The sequence below is a fragment of the Luteimonas suaedae genome (assembly GCF_008312895.1).
Classification (GTDB): domain Bacteria; phylum Pseudomonadota; class Gammaproteobacteria; order Xanthomonadales; family Xanthomonadaceae; genus Luteimonas; species Luteimonas suaedae.
Map to the genome: position 1 here is coordinate 295605 of NZ_VSSP01000003.1, position 16520 is coordinate 312124.

At 69.3% G+C, this 16520-nt stretch carries 15 protein-coding genes; 5 read left to right on the forward strand and 10 right to left on the reverse strand.

The features are described from left to right. Positions 1 to 109 precede the first annotated feature (109 nt). Positions 110 to 610, reverse strand: a complete 501-nt coding sequence (locus tag FXO19_RS07505; protein ID WP_149194443.1) for a hypothetical protein — start codon at positions 608 to 610, stop codon at positions 110 to 112. A gap of 119 nt (positions 611 to 729) precedes the next feature. Next, on the reverse strand, positions 730 to 1119 hold the full coding sequence (locus FXO19_RS07510) for a DUF1801 domain-containing protein (protein ID WP_149194444.1): 390 nt from the start codon (positions 1117 to 1119) through the stop codon (positions 730 to 732). Between the two features lie 178 nt (positions 1120 to 1297). On the opposite strand from FXO19_RS07510, the gene FXO19_RS07515 reads away from it, so the two are divergent. Further along, complete coding sequence (locus FXO19_RS07515; protein WP_149194445.1) at positions 1298 to 2068, forward strand: SDR family oxidoreductase; 771 nt, start codon at positions 1298 to 1300, stop codon at positions 2066 to 2068. Between the two features lie 207 nt (positions 2069 to 2275). On the opposite strand, the gene fabB is transcribed toward FXO19_RS07515, so the two are convergent. Continuing rightward, complete coding sequence (fabB, locus tag FXO19_RS07520; protein ID WP_149194446.1) at positions 2276 to 3514, reverse strand: beta-ketoacyl-ACP synthase I; 1239 nt, start codon at positions 3512 to 3514, stop codon at positions 2276 to 2278. A gap of 1 nt (position 3515) precedes the next feature. Further along, on the reverse strand, positions 3516 to 4031 hold the full coding sequence (gene fabA, locus FXO19_RS07525) for a 3-hydroxyacyl-[acyl-carrier-protein] dehydratase FabA (RefSeq protein ID WP_149194447.1): 516 nt from the start codon (positions 4029 to 4031) through the stop codon (positions 3516 to 3518). Positions 4032 to 4108: 77 nt separating this feature from the next. Here fabA and FXO19_RS07530 point away from each other — a divergent pair, with 77 nt between their 5' ends. Together FXO19_RS07530 and FXO19_RS07535 are read left to right on the forward strand one after the other, a co-directional pair. After that, positions 4109 to 4708, forward strand: coding sequence for an ABC transporter permease (locus tag FXO19_RS07530; RefSeq protein WP_149194448.1), 600 nt, complete (start codon positions 4109 to 4111; stop codon positions 4706 to 4708). Further along, a complete protein-coding gene (locus FXO19_RS07535; RefSeq protein WP_149194449.1) occupies positions 4621 to 5106 on the forward strand; it encodes a DUF3526 domain-containing protein in 486 nt (161 codons plus the stop codon). Before FXO19_RS07530 ends, FXO19_RS07535 begins: the two co-directional genes overlap by 88 nt. Positions 5107 to 5114: 8 nt before the next feature. Here the strand turns inward: FXO19_RS07535 and FXO19_RS07540 are convergent, their stop codons facing one another. The 6 genes from FXO19_RS07540 to FXO19_RS07565 all read right to left on the reverse strand — a co-directional run bounded on the left by FXO19_RS07540 (position 5115) and on the right by FXO19_RS07565 (position 12673). Continuing rightward, positions 5115 to 6449 (reverse strand): choice-of-anchor Q domain-containing protein, encoded by a 1335-nt coding sequence (locus tag FXO19_RS07540; protein ID WP_149194450.1) that lies wholly within the window; start codon positions 6447 to 6449, stop codon positions 5115 to 5117. Positions 6450 to 6520: 71 nt separating this feature from the next. Next, positions 6521 to 8524, reverse strand: coding sequence for a YjhG/YagF family D-xylonate dehydratase (locus tag FXO19_RS07545; protein ID WP_149194451.1), 2004 nt, complete (start codon positions 8522 to 8524; stop codon positions 6521 to 6523). A gap of 12 nt (positions 8525 to 8536) precedes the next feature. Beyond that, on the reverse strand, positions 8537 to 10135 hold the full coding sequence (locus FXO19_RS07550; protein ID WP_149194452.1) for an aldehyde dehydrogenase family protein: 1599 nt from the start codon (positions 10133 to 10135) through the stop codon (positions 8537 to 8539). Next, on the reverse strand, positions 10132 to 10947 hold the full coding sequence (locus tag FXO19_RS07555; RefSeq protein ID WP_149194453.1) for a fumarylacetoacetate hydrolase family protein: 816 nt from the start codon (positions 10945 to 10947) through the stop codon (positions 10132 to 10134). Before FXO19_RS07555 ends, FXO19_RS07550 begins: the two co-directional genes overlap by 4 nt. 30 nt (positions 10948 to 10977) lie before the next feature. Next, positions 10978 to 12315: a GntP family permease gene (locus tag FXO19_RS07560; protein ID WP_149194454.1), complete on the reverse strand. Its 1338-nt coding sequence runs from the start codon at positions 12313 to 12315 to the stop codon at positions 10978 to 10980. 34 nt (positions 12316 to 12349) lie between these two features. Beyond that, entirely contained in the window at positions 12350 to 12673 is a 324-nt protein-coding gene (locus FXO19_RS07565) for a hypothetical protein (protein WP_149194455.1), read from the reverse strand. Between FXO19_RS07565 and FXO19_RS07570 the strand changes: the two genes are divergently transcribed. Beyond that, positions 12672 to 15212 (forward strand): TonB-dependent receptor, encoded by a 2541-nt coding sequence (locus FXO19_RS07570; RefSeq protein ID WP_149194456.1) that lies wholly within the window; start codon positions 12672 to 12674, stop codon positions 15210 to 15212. The two genes, FXO19_RS07565 and FXO19_RS07570, sit on opposite strands and share 2 nt — an antisense overlap. Continuing rightward, entirely contained in the window at positions 15212 to 16345 is a 1134-nt protein-coding gene (locus FXO19_RS07575; RefSeq protein ID WP_149194457.1) for a YdcF family protein, read from the forward strand. Before FXO19_RS07570 ends, FXO19_RS07575 begins: the two co-directional genes overlap by 1 nt. Positions 16346 to 16520 lie beyond the last annotated feature (175 nt).

A 16520-nucleotide genomic window follows, 5' to 3' on the forward strand; every position in this document is an offset into this window, starting at 1 on the left:
GACCGGTTCATCGCCGCCGAACGCTTCGGACCAGCGCCCCGGTGGTCGGCGACAGCGTCGGTGCGCGCGCGCCGCCCCAGCGCCCGTGCACCCGGGCCGGCGCGTCTCCTCAGCCGCCGTAGTTCCAGGTCTGGGACTCGCCGCCGTGGCTCCTGACGCGCCACAGGGATCGCGACAGGGAATCCTTCGACCGGCTGCGCGACAGCAGCCGTCCACCGATCTTGGCGGTGCTGGTCGCTTCCACCAGCGCCCGGCGCCCATCCGGCGAGATCTCGACCCGGGTGATCTCGTAGGCGAACTCGATCGCGAGCATGCCGCCCGTCCGGTTGGACAGCATGCGCAACAGCGCGATCGCGTCTTCCATCTGCCGGCAGGCCGCCGCCCGATCCAGGGTGGAGGGATGGGCTTCCCCGGTCGCGTGCTGGACATCATCGAGGCGGAAGTCCTCGGCCATCGTCGCGCAGATGGCCTCGCTGTCGAACGCGTGCAACGCGTCGATCTGTTCCCGGTAGTGCGTGCGGATGTCCGCCTCGGAAATGCGCCTGCTGTAGTCATGGGCCACCAGGCCCGCGATTGCCAGCGCCAGCACGACCAATAGCTTCTTGACCATTCCGCCCCCCCGGACGATGCCCAGTTATCGATGTCGATCCAGCCCCCGGAACGCGCGTGACCGGCGATCCCCGTCCGGTGCGCTCGCGCCATCATAGCGCGGCGCTGTGGGTGTCCGCGTTACTTCAGCCGCTCCAGCCGGCCCTTGCGGCGGACGATGTTCCTGTAGTCCCACTGGATCTCACGGGCCTTGCCCAGCCAGCGCGCAAGATCCGCGACATCGACCTGCTCGATCGCGGTGTAACGCGCCTCGGCAGCCTTGAACGTGCCCTCCTTCGCCAAGCCACTCTCTTCGAACGACTGGCCGCTCCAGAACAGCAGCCGCACGCAGTGCTTCAGCTTGCTGTAGCCGACCACCGGGTTGCCATCCAGGAACCACACCGGATGCGCATGCCAGATGCGGTTCTCCGCCTCGGGCAGGTGGCGATCGATCTCGCGCGCCAGCAAGTCGCAGATCTCGTGATCGGCGGCGGCAAGAGACTGGTTGTATTGGTCGGTGTCCGGATGCATGTCAGCCTTCTCGGTCACGTGTCGGCAGACGATAACGCCGTACCGGCACAAGTGCACCCGAGCCACCCCTGAACGCCCGGCATCGGCACCTCGCCGGCCGGGTGCCATGGCCGATTCCGGCGAGCATTGCCCGTGCCCGCTCCGCAGAGTGTCCGCATTCCACACTGGAGAAGCCGACATGGCAGAACAGGCACTGGCCGGAAGAACGGCGATCATCACCGGCGCGAGTTCCGGCATCGGCCGCGCCGCGGCGTTGCTGTTCGCGCGCGAGGGGGCGCGGCTGGTCGTGGGCGCCCGCCGCAGCGACGCGCTCGCGCAACTGGTCGACGAGATCGAACGGGCCGGCGGCGAAGCGACCGCCTGCGCCGGCGACGTGCGCGACGAGGCCTACGCCGACATCCTGGTGGACACCGCCCTGACGCGCTTCGGCAGGCTCGATATCGCCTTCAACAATGCCGGCAGCACCGGTGCGATGGGCCCGGCCACCGACATGACGCTGGCGGACTGGCGCGACACCCTCGACACCAACCTGACCAGCATGTTCCTCGGCGCACGGCGGCAGATGGCGGCGATGCTCGACGCCGGCCGCGGCTCGATCATCTTCACCTCGACCTTCGTCGGCCACACCGTCGGCATGCCCGGCATGGCCGCCTACGCCGCGGCCAAGGCCGGCGTGATCGGCCTGACCCAGGTGCTCGCCGCCGAGGCCGGCCCGCGTGGCGTACGCGTCAACGCCCTGCTGCCCGGCGGCACCGACACTCCGGGCGCGCGCGACTTCACCGAATCGCCGGATTCGCGCGCATTCGTCGAAGGCATGCACGCGCTCAAGCGCATTGCCGCCCCGGCAGAGATCGCCGAGGCCGCGCTGTTCCTCGCCTCCGATGCCTCCAGCTTCGTCACCGGCAGCGCAATGCGCGTGGACGGCGGGATTTCGATCAATCGGACCTAGGTGATCGCGCACATCCCTTCGATGCGGAACGGCGATCGCCTGAACTCGTCAGGCGGCGGCCGCGCCGGCCCGGGCCGGCGACGACCGGCCGGTCGTCGCCGTGGGCGCGGGGGCGGGGCCGTGGCGAATCGCTCACCGCCGCGATTCGCCTGTACCAAACGTACCGCGGGACGCCGCACGGCGCGCCGGGAGCTGGCGCGGGCGAACTCAGCTGGCGCGCGCGAACACCAGGCTGGCATTGGTACCGCCGAAGCCGAAGCTGTTCGACATCACCGTGTCGAGCCTGGCGTCGCGGCTCTCGCGCACGATCGGATATCCCTCCACCTTCGGATCCGGATGTTCGATATTGGCCGAGCCGGCGATGAAGCCATGCTGCATCATCAACAGGCAGTAGATCGCCTCATGCACGCTGGCCGCGCCCAGCGAATGGCCGCTGAGCGCCTTGGTCGACGACAGCGGCGGCACCCGGTCGCCGAACACGTCGCGCACCGCCTGCAACTCGATCACGTCGCCGACCGGCGTCGAGGTGCCGTGGGTGTTGAGGTAGTCGATGTCGCCGACGGCACGCCCCGCCACGCCCTCCATCGCCATCCGCATGCAACGCACCGCGCCCTCGCCCGAGGGCGCCACCATGTCGACGCCGTCGGAGGTGACGCCGTAGCCGACCAGCTCGGCGATGATGTCGGCGCCGCGCGCACGCGCGTGCTCGTAGTCCTCCAGCACCAGCATGCCGCCGCCGCCGGCGATGACGAAACCGTCGCGGTCGGCGTCGTACGGGCGCGAGGCGGTGGCAGGGGTGTCGTTGTGCCGTGTCGACAGCGCGCCCATCGCATCGAACTGCGCGGTCATCGCCCAGTGCAGCTCCTCGCCGCCGCCGGCCAGCACCACGTCCTGGATGCCGTGGCGGATCATGTCGGCGCCGGCGCCGATGCAGTGCGCCGAGGTGGCGCAGGCGGCCGAGATCGAATAGCTCACGCCGCGGATGCCGAACGCGGTGGACAGCGTGGCCGAGACGGTCGAGCCCATCGAGCGCGGCACCATGTACGGGCCGATCTTGCGCACGCCGCGGTTGCGCAGCAGGTCGGCGGTCTCGATCTGCCACTGCGGCGAGCCGCCGCCGGAACCGGCGATCAGGCCGGTGCGGGGGTCGTGCAGGATCGTTTCGTCGAGCCCGGCATCGGCGATCGCATCGCGCATCGCCACGTAGGCGTAGGCGGCGGCATCGCCCATGAAGCGCTTCAGCTTGCGGTCGATCTGCGCCGTCAGGTCGATCTGCGGAACGCCGGCCACCTGGCTGCGCAGGCCGAGCTCGGCGTATTCGGGCACGGCGCGGATGCCGGAACGGCCCAGGCGCAAGGATTCGGCGACGCTGGCCGCGTCGTTGCCCAGGCACGACACCACGCCCAGTCCGGTCACCACGACACGCTTCGTCTCGAGCGGATGCATCTCAAAAACCCTCTGTCGAACGGAACAGCGCCACGCGCAGGTCCGAGGCGGTGTAGATCTCACGCCCGTCCACCAGCGTGCGGCCTTCGCCGATGACCAGCACCAGCTTGCCGCGCATCACCCGACGGATGTCGACCTCGTAGCCGACCACCTTGGCGTCGGGCAGCACCTGCCCGGTGAATTTTACCTGGCCCACGCCCAACGCGCGGCCGCGGCCGGTCTCGCCCAGCCACGGCAGATAGAAGCCGCACAGCTGCCACATGGCGTCCAGCCCGAGGCAGCCGGGCATCACCGGGTCGCCATGGAAATGGCTCTCGAAGAACCACAGGTCCGGCCTGATGTCGAGCTCGGCGCGGATGACGCCCTTGCCGTAGCGGCCACCCTCGGTGGAGATCTCGGTGATGCGGTCGAACATCAGCATCGGCGGCAGCGGCAGGCGGGCGTTTTCGGCACCGAACATCTCGCCGCGGGCGCAGGCCAGCAGCTGTTCGCGGTCGAACGAAGAGGGTCGATTCATGTCGTCTCGCAAGCAGGGAATCGCACACTTTGCCAGCACCGGGCGAAAACTGCCTTGATGGGCATCATGCGCGGGACATGACCGGCTTCAGTACGGCGGCGTATATCCGCGCCTTCGATCTCGCCTTCGTCGTGCAGACGCTGCTGCCGCTGCTGATCATCGCGCTCGGCTACGGGCTGCTGGCCGACGAGCGCGAACGCGGGCTGGACCGGATCCTGGCGGTCCAGCAGGTCGCGCCCGGTTGGCTGCTGGCGGGGCGGCTGCTCCCGAGCGAGCCTGGTGCTGCTGTTGAACGCGGCCCGCGGCGCGCAGGCCGTCGATTCGCCGCAACGCGCCGTCCGCTTCGGCTGGGCGGTGCTGCTGATCCTGGGCTACGGCGCGTTCTGGTGGGCGCTGGCGGCCTGGATCGGCACCTGGAAGCTGCGCGACGGCCAGACCCTGCTGGCATTGCTGGCCGCGTGGGTGCTGCTGGTGCTGGCGATCCCGGCGCTGGTCGGCCTGCTGTCGCGCGACGCGCATCGCCCGCCGTCGCGCTTCGAGCTGATCGCGACGGCACGCAGACAGGAAATCGCGGGCGCACAGCGCAGCGCTGCTCGGCGAATACACCCACGAGCACCCCGATCTCGATCCCGCCGCGAACGCCGACCTGCCGGTCTGGGCGCGGAACTCGTTCCTGACCTCGCGTGCGGTGGACGAGGCCGTCGCCCCGGTGGTCGCGCGCTTCAACCAGGCGCTGGCCGCGCAGCACGCGCTGGTCGCGCGCTGGCAATACGCCTCGCCCGCGCTGATGGTGCAGCGCGGACTGGCCGCCGCCGCGGGCACCGACGAATCCCGCAATACGGCCTTCGTGGCGCAGGCGCGCGATTACTTCCGCCGTTTCCGCGAGCGCACCGGCCGCATGATGCTCGGCGGCGGGAAACTCGATGCGCAGACGCTAGCGGCGCTGCCGCGCTTCGGGTTCGTCGAACCCGCTCCGCAATCGGTCTGGCAGGCGCTGCGCTGGCCGCTGCTGACGCTGTGGTCGTTGGCGGCGCTGCTGCTGCTCGTCGCTTTCCGTCGAATCGCGCGGAACTAGAGCGCGGCTTATCGCTCGAAGGCGCCGATGTCCGCCCGCGCGCCCCGCACCCGCGGGAATCCCGGCCCGCGCTGGTCGACCTCCAGCCCGGCGACGTTGTTGCCGGCGTCGATCGCGGGACTGCCGGCCGCCAGGGCATGCGTCTGCGTGCGTCCGCCATTGGCGGCCAGCGGCAGCAGCCGCGGATCCGTGCAGAGGGTGTCCGCAGGGATCTCCAGTAACGTCGACTGGATGAGGTTGTTGGCGCCCAGGATGCGCCCGGTTCCGGAAAAGTCGCTGATGTCCCACGACGGCTCGCCGTTGCAGGTGCTGCCCGCGATGATCGTGCTTTCCAAGTGGATTTCTGTTGCGAAGGCCAGGGCGGCAAGGCATTGGAAAGGCGGGGTGTTGCGGTTGAAGGCGATCGTGCTGTTTGCGATGGTCGTGTTCGGGCCAACCCATCCGGCACTGAACTGTACGGCGCTGTTGCCGGAGATGGTGGTGTTGACGATCTGCGGATCGACGTCGCCGGAAAGGGTAAGGCCGCCGTAGTCTCGATCCGAGCTGTTATCGGAAATCGTGGAATGGGCGATGCGGATCGGGCCTCCCTGCAGCGCAGCGGACACGAAGCCGCCGCCGGAAGCGCGCGCACGGTTGCCGGAAACGGTCGCGTACGACAGGGTGATGCCGTTGTGGGTACGGACGCCGCCGCCCGAGCCCGCGACATTCTTGAGGATGCGTACGCGATGCGCGCGGAGGTGGCCGCGCACGAACGCGCCGCCGCCCGCCGTGCTGGCGCCGTCCACGCCGTTGGAATAGATCGCGCTGTAGGAGAGGATGAGGTCGCCCTCCACGTGCACGCCGCCACCGAATCCCTGGTTGCGTGCGTACGCGCCGCAATGACGCACGTGCACGTCGACGAGCTCGGCATCGCCGGCCGTATACACGCAGCCGCCCTCCGCCTGCGGCGCACGATGCTGGCCGTGCTCGATGGCGATGCCGCGCAGCGCTAGCTCGCCCGTGCCGGTATGGCGGAACACCGAGCTGGCGTAGTTGCCGCTGATCGCAAACTGGTTGAAGCCGGGACCGCGCACGGCGAGGCTCGCCTGCGGCACCATGATCGCGCCGCTGGTGAGGACGATGCGTCCGCAGCTCAATCCGCGCAGGTCCACCGTGTCGCCGCTGGCCGCGCCGGCGACAGTGGCGCGCAGGCTTCCCGCGCCGCTGTCGGCACACGTGGTGGGCAGGTGGGTGGCCGCATGGGCCTGGCCGGGTACGGAGACGAGGCCGAGGCCCGCGACGCCGAGCAGGAAGGCGCCCCCGGCGGCCGCGCGGATGACCGGATGCAGCTGCGCCCTGGCCATGACCGATCTCCTGCTCACGGGGAGCGGAATCGTGGCGGGCGGCGCGTGAAAGATGCGTATGGGTGCCGGGCTTATGCCTTCTTCCGCCGCGCCAGCTCCGCACGCCCGAGCCGCAACGCTTCGATGATCGCGTCGGTGTCGTAGACGCATCCCGCCCAGGTGCCGCCGCTGGCGTCCTGCAGCGCGGCCCAGAGGCGGGTGTCGGCCGGGAGCCGCGGGTGCGGCGCGATCGCGGCGTGGAGTTCCCGGTCCGCGAGCAGCGCCGCGCCCTGCCTCGGATCGAGCGGAGCGGCGCGATCGGTGCCGACGAAGTCGATGCGGCCTTCCAGGCGACTGCGGTCGATCTCGATGCGCACCAGGTCGCCGTCGCGCAGCCTGCCGATCGGTCCGCCCGCCAGCGCCTCGGGGCCGACGTGGCCGATGCAGGCGCCGGTCGACACGCCGGAGAAGCGCGCATCGGTGAGGACCGGCACGTGCTTGCCCCAGGGCAGGTGCTTGAGCGCGGAGGTGAGCTGGTAAGTCTCCTCCATGCCCGTGCCGGCCGGCCCGCAGCCGGCGAGCACGACGACGTCGCCCGCGCGGACCGCACCCTCGCCCCTGGCCTTGATCGCGCGGATGGCGTCGCGCTCGGAGGCGAACACGCGCGCGGGGCCGGTGTGGCGGTAGACGTCGTCCGCATCGACCACGGACGGGTCGATGGAAGTGGCCTTGATGACGGAGCCCTCCGGCGCCAGGTTGCCGATCGGGAACACCAGCGCACTGGTCATGCCCGCTGCCCGCGCGGCGTCGGCACCCATGATGACGTGGCCGGGGTCGACGCCGTCCAGTTCGCGCAGGCGCGCACGCGCGGCGGCGCGCGTGGCGCTGCGTTCCCACCAGTCCAGGTTCTCGCCGAGCGGCCGGCCGGTGACGGTCAGCGCGTCCAGGTGCAGCAGGCCCATGTCGCGCAGGTGCAGCATCACCTCGGGCACGCCGCCGGCCATGAACACCTGCACCGTGGGATGGTGCCGCGGGCCGTTGGGCAGCGCGTCGACCAGCCGCGGCGTCGCGCGGTTGGCGCGCGTCCAGTCCTCGACCGTGGGCGGCACCAGGCCGGCGGCATGCGCGATCGCCGGCACGTGCAGCAGCAGGTTGGTGGAACCGCCGAACGCGGCATGCACGACGAGCGCGTTCGCGACCGCCTCGCGGGTGAGGATGGCCGACAGCGGGATCCCGTCGGCCGCCAGCCGCATCAGCGCCAGCGCCGAGCGTCGCGCCATGTCGGTCCAGACCGGTTCGCCGGACGGCATCAGCGCGCTGTGCGGCAATGCCATGCCCAGCGCCTCGGCGATCACCTGCGAGGTGGCCGCGGTGCCCAGGAACTGGCAACCGCCGCCCGGCGAGCCGCAGGCGCGGCAACCCATCGCCGCGGCATGCTCGAGGTCGATCAGGCCGTGCGCGAAACGCGCGCCGATGGTCTGCACGGTGCCCGCATCCTCCGCGCCGCGCGCCGGCAGCGTGACGCCGCCGGGCACGGCCACGCCGGGCAGGTCCGCGCAACCGGCCAGCGCCAGCAGCGTCGCCGGCAGGCCCTTGTCGCAGGTGGCGATGCCCAGCACGCCCCTGCGCTGCGGCAGCGATCGGATCAGGCGGCGCATGGTGACGGCGGCATCGTTGCGGTACGGCAGGCTGTCGAACATGCCGGTGGTGCCCTGGGTGCGGCCGTCGCAGGGATCGCTGCACATCACCGAGAACGGCAGCGCGCCATGCGCGGCGAAGGTCTCTGCCGCGGCCTGAACCAGGCGGTCGATCTCCCAGTGCCCGGTGTGCATGCCCAGCGCGACCGGGCGGCCATCCGCCGCGCGCAGGCCGCCCTGGGTGCTGACGATCAGGAACGGATCGCGCCCGACGTCGGCGGCGCGCCAGCCCATGCCGGCGTTCTGGGTCAGGCCGAAGAGGTTGCCGCTGGGTTCCTCGCGCAGCATGCGCGCATCGATCGGCAGGTGCCCGCGCGGCCCCTCCCCCGAGGTGCGGGTGGCGGCGATGGCCGATCCGTCGCCGAGGATCGCGTCGAGGCCGTAGCCGGGCCCGCTCATCGCGTTCGTGCCTCAGACATCGCGCGTGGTCCATTCGCCGTCGATCCATCGCAGCAGCGCACCGGTCGGGTTACGGTCGCGCAACGACGGCGGCAGGCGATGGTGGCGGACGTTGTCGTAGCAATGCAGGGCAGAGAACCGGATCGCCGCCGCCGGGAAACCCACCGCGGTGAAACCCGGGTGCCCGGTCGCCGGAAACGGGCCGCCATGGTTCATCGCTGCGCTGACGGCGACGCCGATGGGCATCCTGTCGTTGAGCAGGCGCCCGACGCGGGGGCGCAGGATGCGCTCGAGCGCATCGTAGGTGTCGTCGTCGGCGCCGCCGCTGTCGCTGTAGACCGCGGCGGTGAGGTTGCCCTCCATGGCTTCCGCGATCCGCGGCAGCTGCTCCGTGGATTCGGCGACGACCAGCAGGCAGACGGGGCCGAAGGCCTCGCTCTGCAGGGCGGCGGGATCCTCGAGGAAACGCGTCCCGGACACGCGCAGCAGGGTCGGCCGGAAAGCATGGCCTTCGGCGTCGGCGATGCCGCCGCCGGCCAGCAGGTCCGCGCCGGCGCTGCGCAGGCCCGCGACCGCGTCGGCGACGGCCTGCGGGCTGCGCGGCGTGAGCAGCACGCCGGGCGCCGCCGCCGCGGTCAGGCGCCGCAGCGCCTCGACGAAGGTCTCGGCGTGCTCGTCCGGCGCGAGCACGGCCAGCCCCGGCTTGGTGCAGAACTGGCCCGCGCCCATGGCGCAGGACGCATGGAGTTCGTCGGCGATCGCGGTGCCCCGCTCGCGCAGCGCGCCCGCCAGCACGAATACCGGATTGACGCTCGACATCTCCACGTAGACCGGCTTGCCCGTCTTGTCGGCGGCGGCCTTCAGCGCCATGCCCGCGGCACGGCTGCCGGTGAAGGCGATCGCGGCGACCGCCGGGTCGGCGGCCAGGCGCAGCCCCAGCCCGGCATCGGCATGGAAGAACATCTGCACCGCACCGGCGGGCAAGCCCGTGGCCTTCGCCGACGCCAGCGCGGCCTCCGCGAGCAGCGCCGAAGTGCCGGGATGCGCCGGATGCGCCTTGGCGATGACCGGATTGCCGGCCGCAATGGCGGCGGCGAAATCGCCGCCGGCGATGCCGTTGAAGGCGAACGGGAAGTTACTCGGGCCAAACACCAGCACCGGACCGCCGAGCGGGCCGTACACCGAGCGGATGCCGGCCGCGGTATCGATGGTGGGCCGGCTCCAGCCGCCGTCGCGCGCCGCCTGCGCGGCCTGGCGCAGCTGGCCGCTGGTGCGCGGCAACTCGACGTTGCGCAGGCGCGGCTCGACGGGCAGGCTGGTTTCGCGATGCGCCGTTTCCACGAGCTCCGCCGCGCGCGCCTCGATGGCCCCAGCATAGGCGTCGAGAAAGTCGGCGATCCGCCCGGCCGGCAGCCGCGCCATCTCGGCGGCGGCGCGCCGGCCCGCGGCGAGCATGGCTTCGAGGTCCGGCCAGCCCGACACCGGATAGCCCCGGCCGCCGAGTTCCCGCTTCGTGGACGGATCGACGGCGCGGAAGCGGCCAATGGGCGCATCGGCCCGGATCCAGCGGCCGTCGACGAGGATGGGGTGCAGCGTATCGATCGGGTTCATTGCACGGGGTTCTCCAGCACCAGGCCATCGATGTCGATGCGCACGACGTCGCCGGCCTGCAGGGTGAAATCTTCGCCCGGCACGATCCCGGTGCCGGTGAACAGGAACGCGCCCTGCGGGAAATGCAGTTCGCGAAACAGATAGGCGGCCAGTTCCTCGAGACCGCGCTTCATCCGCGAGCTGCGCGTATTGCCGGCGAACGCGCGCGCGCCGCCACGCACGATGTCCAGCGCGACCGGCAGGTCGCGCATGGCCTCCGGCGGGCACAGGCGGATGCCGGGGCCGAGCGCACAGGCGCCGTCGTAGACCTTGGCCTGCGGCAGGTACAGCGGGTTCTCGCCCTCGATGCTGCGCGAGGACACGTCGTTGCCCGTGGTGTAGCCGACGATCCGTCCCGCGGCGTCCAGCAGCAGCACCAGTTCCGGCTCGGGCACGTTCCAGGCGCTGTCGGCACGGATGCGGATGGGCTGGCCGTGCCCCATGACCCGCCAGCCGCTGGCCTTGAAGAACAGCTCCGGGCGCTCGGCGCCGTAGACCTTCTGGTACACGTCCCGGCTCTGCGACTCGGCCTCGCGCGCCATGCGGCTGCTGAGATAGGTGACGCCGCTGGCCCAGGCCTCCTGCCCGTCCTCGATCGGCGCCAGCAGCGGCGCGGTCGCCGCCTCGCCGACCGGCAGCGATGCCGGCGGCGCCATCGCGTCGGCGGGCAGGCCCAGCCATCCGTCCAGCGCGAAGTCCGACGGCAGGTAGCGGCCGTCCAGCGCCCAGCGCGGGCCGGCGGCGGTAGCATGGCGTGTCAGCGTGGCGTGCATGGCGGCAACCGTTTCAAGGGGGGGAAGAGGTCAGAGCAGCAGCAGGCCGGCGGCCCATACCAGCGCGCCCGACAGCACGGCCATCAGGCTGGAGCCCAGCGTCAGCAGGCGGTAGCCCTGGCCGGGCGTCATGCCGCTCATCTGGGTGACGACCCAGAAGAAACTGTCGTTGGCGTGCGAGGCGAAAAAGCCGCCCGACCCGATGGCCACGACCGCGAGCGCGCGGCCCAGGTCCGAGTCCAGGCCCAGGGCCGGCAGCAGCGGGGCGACGATGCCCGCCGCGGTGATCATCGCCACGGTGGCCGAACCCTGCGCGGCGCGGATGGCGGCGGAGATCGCGAACGGCAACCACAGGCCCAGCCCCCACGAGGACATTGCATCGCCCAATGCCTGCGCGAAGCCGGAGTTCTGCAGCACCCGACCGAACGCGCCGCCGGCGCCGGTGATCAGGATGATGATGGCCGCGGCCAGCATGGCGTGCCCCACCCAGCCCGACTGCGCGAACATCTGCCGGTCCAGCTTCCTGGGCAGGGTGAAGGCCATCAGCATGCCCAGCAACACGGCGACCACCGGGTCGCCGATGAACTGCGCCAGCGAGGCCGCGACGCCTTCGCCGAACGGCCGCGCCGGCAGGCTGGACACCGATCCCAGCATGATCAGGAACAGTGGCGCGAGCACCGGCACGAATGCCCTGGCCGCGGACGGCGCCTGCGCCAGGCGGCGCGCGATGTCGTCTTCGCTGATGTCGGGTGCGGGATCGATGTGCAGGCGGCTGGCGACGCGCGTGGCCCACCACCAGCTGAAGGCCAGCACGACCAGGCTGACCGGCACCGCCACCGTCGCCACCAGGCCGAGGTCGGCCGCCAGCACCTGCGCGGTGGCGATGGGTCCCGGCGTGGGCGGGATCAGCGTATGGGCGACCATCAGCCCGAGGCTCAACGCGGTGGCGGTGGTGGCCAGCGACAGCCCGGCGCGCCGGGTCAGCGCCCGATTGAGCGGCGCCAGGATCACGAACCCGGAGTCGCCGAACACCGGCACCGAGGTGATGTAGCCGATCACCGACATCGACGCCGGCACGCGGTGGTGGCCGATGCGCTTCAGGATGGCCTCGGCGATGGCGTAGGCGCCGCCCGAGCGCTCCAGGAAGATGCCGATGATGGTGCCGGCAATGATGATGATGCCGACATTGCCGATGGTGCCGCCGAAGCCTTCCTTGAGCGACGCCACCAGCTCCGGCAGCGGCATGCCGCTGCCCAGGCCGAAGATGAAGGCGGCGGCCAGCAGCGCCAGGAACGGGTGCAGCCCGAACCGGGTCGTGGCGACGACGATGAAGGCGACGGCCAGCAGCAGCAGGATCAGGGGCAGCATCTCGGTCCCTATGTTAGCGCTATCACTTCAGGCCCTATGATGCCCTTTCCTGCCGGAAGCGCATGTTGCGCCGTGTCATCCGGCTTCTTCCGGCGCTGGAAAGCATCATTACGACCTCTCCTACGACCCGGCTGATTCGCTCAGACATTCGGCTCGTAACGATCATCTGGTGCGAGCCGCACGCGGATGCTCGACCCATCGCTGGATCACGGCGTGCGTAGCCAACAGCTTCGACATTCATGGTGAGAAGTTGGTCACCCATCGTTACGCGGGCCTGTAATGAACGCTTCGGATAATGCCCGATCGTGCTTTGACGGCACTCGTCTTTTCCCCATCCACAGAAGGGTTGATTGCTCATGCGCGGTTCCCGTTCCTACTCGTGCAATCGCCTTGCGAAGGCAGTTGCGATTGCGATAGCGTTTGCCGCCCCCCTGGTGTCGATCGCGCAAGAGACGGCGGAAGCGCAGCCTGAGGCGGAAGAAGTACCTGCTTCCGGGAAAAGCGACAAAGTCAGCGAGCTGGATGCGGTGGTGGTCACGGGTTCGGCGAGGACCCAGCGTCGTTTCGACGCCTCTTATGCGGTCAACTCCCTGACCGCGGAGGAAGTGCAGAAGCTCGCGCCCAAGAGCTATGCGGACCTGCTGGGCAACGTGCCGGGCATCCATGTCGAATCGACCGGCGGCGAAGTGCAGAACATCACTCGCCTGCGCGGCATTCCGACCGACCGCGGCTATATCATCTTCCAGCAGGATGGATTGCCGCTGTACCACGAAATCGACGGGCACTTCTTCAACTCCGGCGAAGGCATGCATCGCTTCGATGTCATGAACCAGCGCGTCGAAGTCGTGCGCGGCGGCCCGGCGCCGATCTACGCCAGTGGCGGTGCGGCCATCGTCAACAACATCCTGGCCGAGGGCAGCGACGAGACGAAGGGCAAGGCACAGCTCACGCTCGGCGATACCGGGCTCTACCGTGTCGAGGCGTTTCAATCGGGAGCCCTTTCCGAGGACACCTACTACTCGGTAGGCGGGTTCCTGCGCCACCACGACGGCTATCGGGACAACGGGTTCCCCAACGACCAGGGCGGCCAGCTCCGCGCCAACCTCAAGCATTATCTGGAGGATGGCTGGGTGAAGTTCAGCGGCACCTTCGTCGACGACCGTAACGTCTTCTACCTGCCGATCCCGATTGCCGATCCGCGCGATCCCTCGGTCTCGCTGGATCCGTACCTGGATTACTTCACCGGCACGATGAACTCGCCTTCGCTGCGTAATGTGACCCTCAAGCACCTGGATTCCGCAGGCGTGATGCAGAGCCTGCGCCGGGACCTGGCGGACGGCCGCCACATGCGCTTCGGGAACGTCGGCTTCCAGTACGAGAACAACGCCGGCGACTGGGTCGTCTCGCTCAAGTCCGGCTACACCAAGGGCAAGGTGAGCTTCGATGCGCTTTATTCCACGACCAATCCGGTCGACGGAAACACGTTCGCCGACAGCTACCTGAGCCGGGCGCAGAGCGCTTTCGGCGACGGCGTCGCGTCGATGGGCTATGCCCTGGCCGGCACCAACGGCGCCACGGCTTACGATCCCTATACGGCTTCCGGCCTGGTCATCTCGGCGCAATATCGCGCGATCGAGTCGGAGTTCTATTCGGCGCAGGCGGACCTAAGCGCGGCCCGCCGGTTCGAAACCGGCTTCGGCGTGCACGACCTCAATATCGGTGTCTATACCTCGTTCTACGGAACCACGGCTTTCACGGCCTACCAGGACATGCTGCTTGAAGTCGCGGGCAAACCGAGGACGCTCGACCTGGTGGCCTATTCTGCGCAGGGTGCGCCGCTGGGCTACGTGACCGACAACGGCGTGCTGCGCTACACGACCACACTCAACGCGGGCGAGGTCGATGCGAAGATGCTTGCGGTATACGCCAATGACACCTGGGAAATCACCGAGAGCCTCAAGCTGGACGCCGGCATCCGCCACGAACGGTACGGCTACGACGGCTACGCCGAGCAGACCGACGGCGCCGACCTGGGCGACGCCGAAACACTGGCCGACGATACCACCCGGCGCTTCAGCGGCGGCACCCAGACGCACGATCTGGACCCGTCGGTCACCAACTGGACGGTCGGTCTGAACTACGACTTCAACGCCAACTTCGGTGCCTACGGCCGCGCCTCGCATGTGGAGATCGCGCCGCAGTCCAGCGTCGCACGCAGCATCAATCCGACCATTGTCGAGACCAAGACCGATCAGTACGAGCTGGGCTTGAAGGCCACCTTCGATCGCGCCTATCTGTACCTGACGGCCTTCTACACCAAGTTCGATCCGTTGAACGCCTCGTTCGTGGCCTACAACCCCACCACCGGACGCAACGATGAGTCGGTGCCTTTCATAGGGACCGCCGTGTCGAAGGGCGTCGAGATAGACGGCTTGTTCAGGGCGTCGGACTGGTTCTCGCTGGCGGGCGCGGTGACGCTCAGCGACCCGCAGTACAAAAATCTGCAGAACAACGCCGGCGCGGACCCCAGCGCGGTGAACGGCAACCAGATCGTCCGCGAGCCGAAGCTCTACGGCAATATCCGCCCGACTTTCAGCTTCATGGCCGGAAACGACGAGATCGAAGCCTATCTTCGCTACGATTTCGTCGGCAAGGCCTATGTCGATCTGTTCAACCGCACGGCACTGCCTTCCTACCAGACGCTGGGCGTCGGACTATCCTGGAAACGCGATGCTTGGGGCGTGCAATTGGTGGGCGACAATCTGACCGATGAGAAAGGCTTGACCGAGGGCAATACACGCACCGACGCCCTGGCGGGACAAGGGTCGAGCGAGGCGATCTATGGCCGCCCATTGTTCGGCCGCAACTTCCGTCTGGTATTGAGCCGGAGCTGGTAATGCGTCTTGCGCTGTTGCTGTGCATGGCTGTCGCCGCGATCCAGCCGGCATTCGCGTCGACGGCGGACGACAAGGTAGTCGCCTCGCTCGGCAAGCGCCTGTTTCCAGTGGTTGCGGCGATGGACCGGTCGCAGGCGAGTGCGGAAGTCCACTCGATGCTGGCCGCGCGCGGTCGCCGTCTTGCAGCGTGCGCGGATGATGCGGCTTGCAAGGTCGATGCGTCCATCTGGAACGAAAACGAGATCGCCTTGGTGTCGGAGAGGGCCGTGGTCGATCGACCGTCCGCCGAGGCCCGCGAGCGCCGGGATGCCGTCCGTCGCGAATTGTCGGGACTCAATGCCATTCTCGACGTCTACGGCAAGGGCGGCACACCGCGTTATCCGGAGATCGACGGCCCGATCGGGAAGAGGGACAGCCAGCGGCTCGCGGCCGACGTCGCCGTGGCCGCCGCCATCGGCGAGATCGGTGGTGACGAAGCGGTTGCCGCGTTCGACCCCAGCATCGGCCTGGCGCTGGCGCTCATCGACGTGAACCACCGCCTGGACGCCATCGCTTTCGAGCCGCTCGACGGCGGGCTCAATTCGGATGCCTTCCAGCACGCCCGGAAGCTGGACTGGTCACGCTATCAGTACACCTCGATCATCGTGCTCGGGGCGGGACCGGAAGATCTGCTGACGCCGCTGAGCGCGCGCGGCAAATTGCACGTCAAGGTCGCCGCCCAGCGCTACTTCGATGGCTTGGCGCCGTTCATCATCGTGAGCGGCGCGGCCGTGCACCCGCGCGAGACGCGGTTCGTCGAGGCCGTCGAAATGCGCCGTGCACTCATCGAACGCTACGGGGTGCCCGCGCATGCGATCGTGATCGAACCTTACGCGCGGCATACGACGACCAACCTGCGCAACTCCGCGCGATTGCTGATGTCGATGAAGGCGCCGATGGATCGCGACGCGCTGGTTCTGAGCGACCCCCGGCACATCGACGCCGTGGAGAGCACCGAGTTCGTCGCACGCAACCAGCGCGAACTGGGTTACCAGCCCGGCCGGGTCGGCGAGCGTCCCTCGCCCTTCGATATCCTCTTCCGCCCGTCCTCGGACTCCGCTCGGGTCGACCCGCTCGACCCGCTCGATCCTTGAACCTTCGGAAGCCGTACATGTGGAAGATGCGGACTGCAGTTTCTTTCCGGCTTTTCCCCTGTCGCCGCGCTCTCGCGCAGACGATGCAAGCTTCGCGCCCAGAGAACTTTGGCTCGCGAGCGACGCCGCTGAGCAAGAACCACCTCAGGAAAGGACACCACCTCGACGAACTCTG

Coding starts and splice junctions, on each gene's coding strand:
- FXO19_RS07560 (WP_149194454.1), bottom strand. CDS start 12,315: ATGCTGCCCCTGATCCTGCTGCTGCTGGCCGTCGCCTTCATCGTCGTC.
- FXO19_RS07505 (WP_149194443.1), bottom strand. CDS start 610: ATGGTCAAGAAGCTATTGGTCGTGCTGGCGCTGGCAATCGCGGGCCTG.
- FXO19_RS07540 (WP_149194450.1), bottom strand. CDS start 6,449: ATGGCCAGGGCGCAGCTGCATCCGGTCATCCGCGCGGCCGCCGGGGGC.
- FXO19_RS07575 (WP_149194457.1), top strand. CDS start 15,212: ATGCGTCTTGCGCTGTTGCTGTGCATGGCTGTCGCCGCGATCCAGCCG.
- FXO19_RS07510 (WP_149194444.1), bottom strand. CDS start 1,119: ATGCATCCGGACACCGACCAATACAACCAGTCTCTTGCCGCCGCCGAT.
- FXO19_RS07555 (WP_149194453.1), bottom strand. CDS start 10,947: ATGCACGCCACGCTGACACGCCATGCTACCGCCGCCGGCCCGCGCTGG.
- FXO19_RS07565 (WP_149194455.1), bottom strand. CDS start 12,673: ATGAGCAATCAACCCTTCTGTGGATGGGGAAAAGACGAGTGCCGTCAA.
- FXO19_RS07545 (WP_149194451.1), bottom strand. CDS start 8,524: ATGAGCGGGCCCGGCTACGGCCTCGACGCGATCCTCGGCGACGGATCG.
- FXO19_RS07515 (WP_149194445.1), top strand. CDS start 1,298: ATGGCAGAACAGGCACTGGCCGGAAGAACGGCGATCATCACCGGCGCG.
- FXO19_RS07550 (WP_149194452.1), bottom strand. CDS start 10,135: ATGAACCCGATCGATACGCTGCACCCCATCCTCGTCGACGGCCGCTGG.
- fabA (WP_149194447.1), bottom strand. CDS start 4,031: ATGAATCGACCCTCTTCGTTCGACCGCGAACAGCTGCTGGCCTGCGCC.
- FXO19_RS07570 (WP_149194456.1), top strand. CDS start 12,672: ATGCGCGGTTCCCGTTCCTACTCGTGCAATCGCCTTGCGAAGGCAGTT.
- FXO19_RS07530 (WP_149194448.1), top strand. CDS start 4,109: ATGACCGGCTTCAGTACGGCGGCGTATATCCGCGCCTTCGATCTCGCC.
- fabB (WP_149194446.1), bottom strand. CDS start 3,514: ATGCATCCGCTCGAGACGAAGCGTGTCGTGGTGACCGGACTGGGCGTG.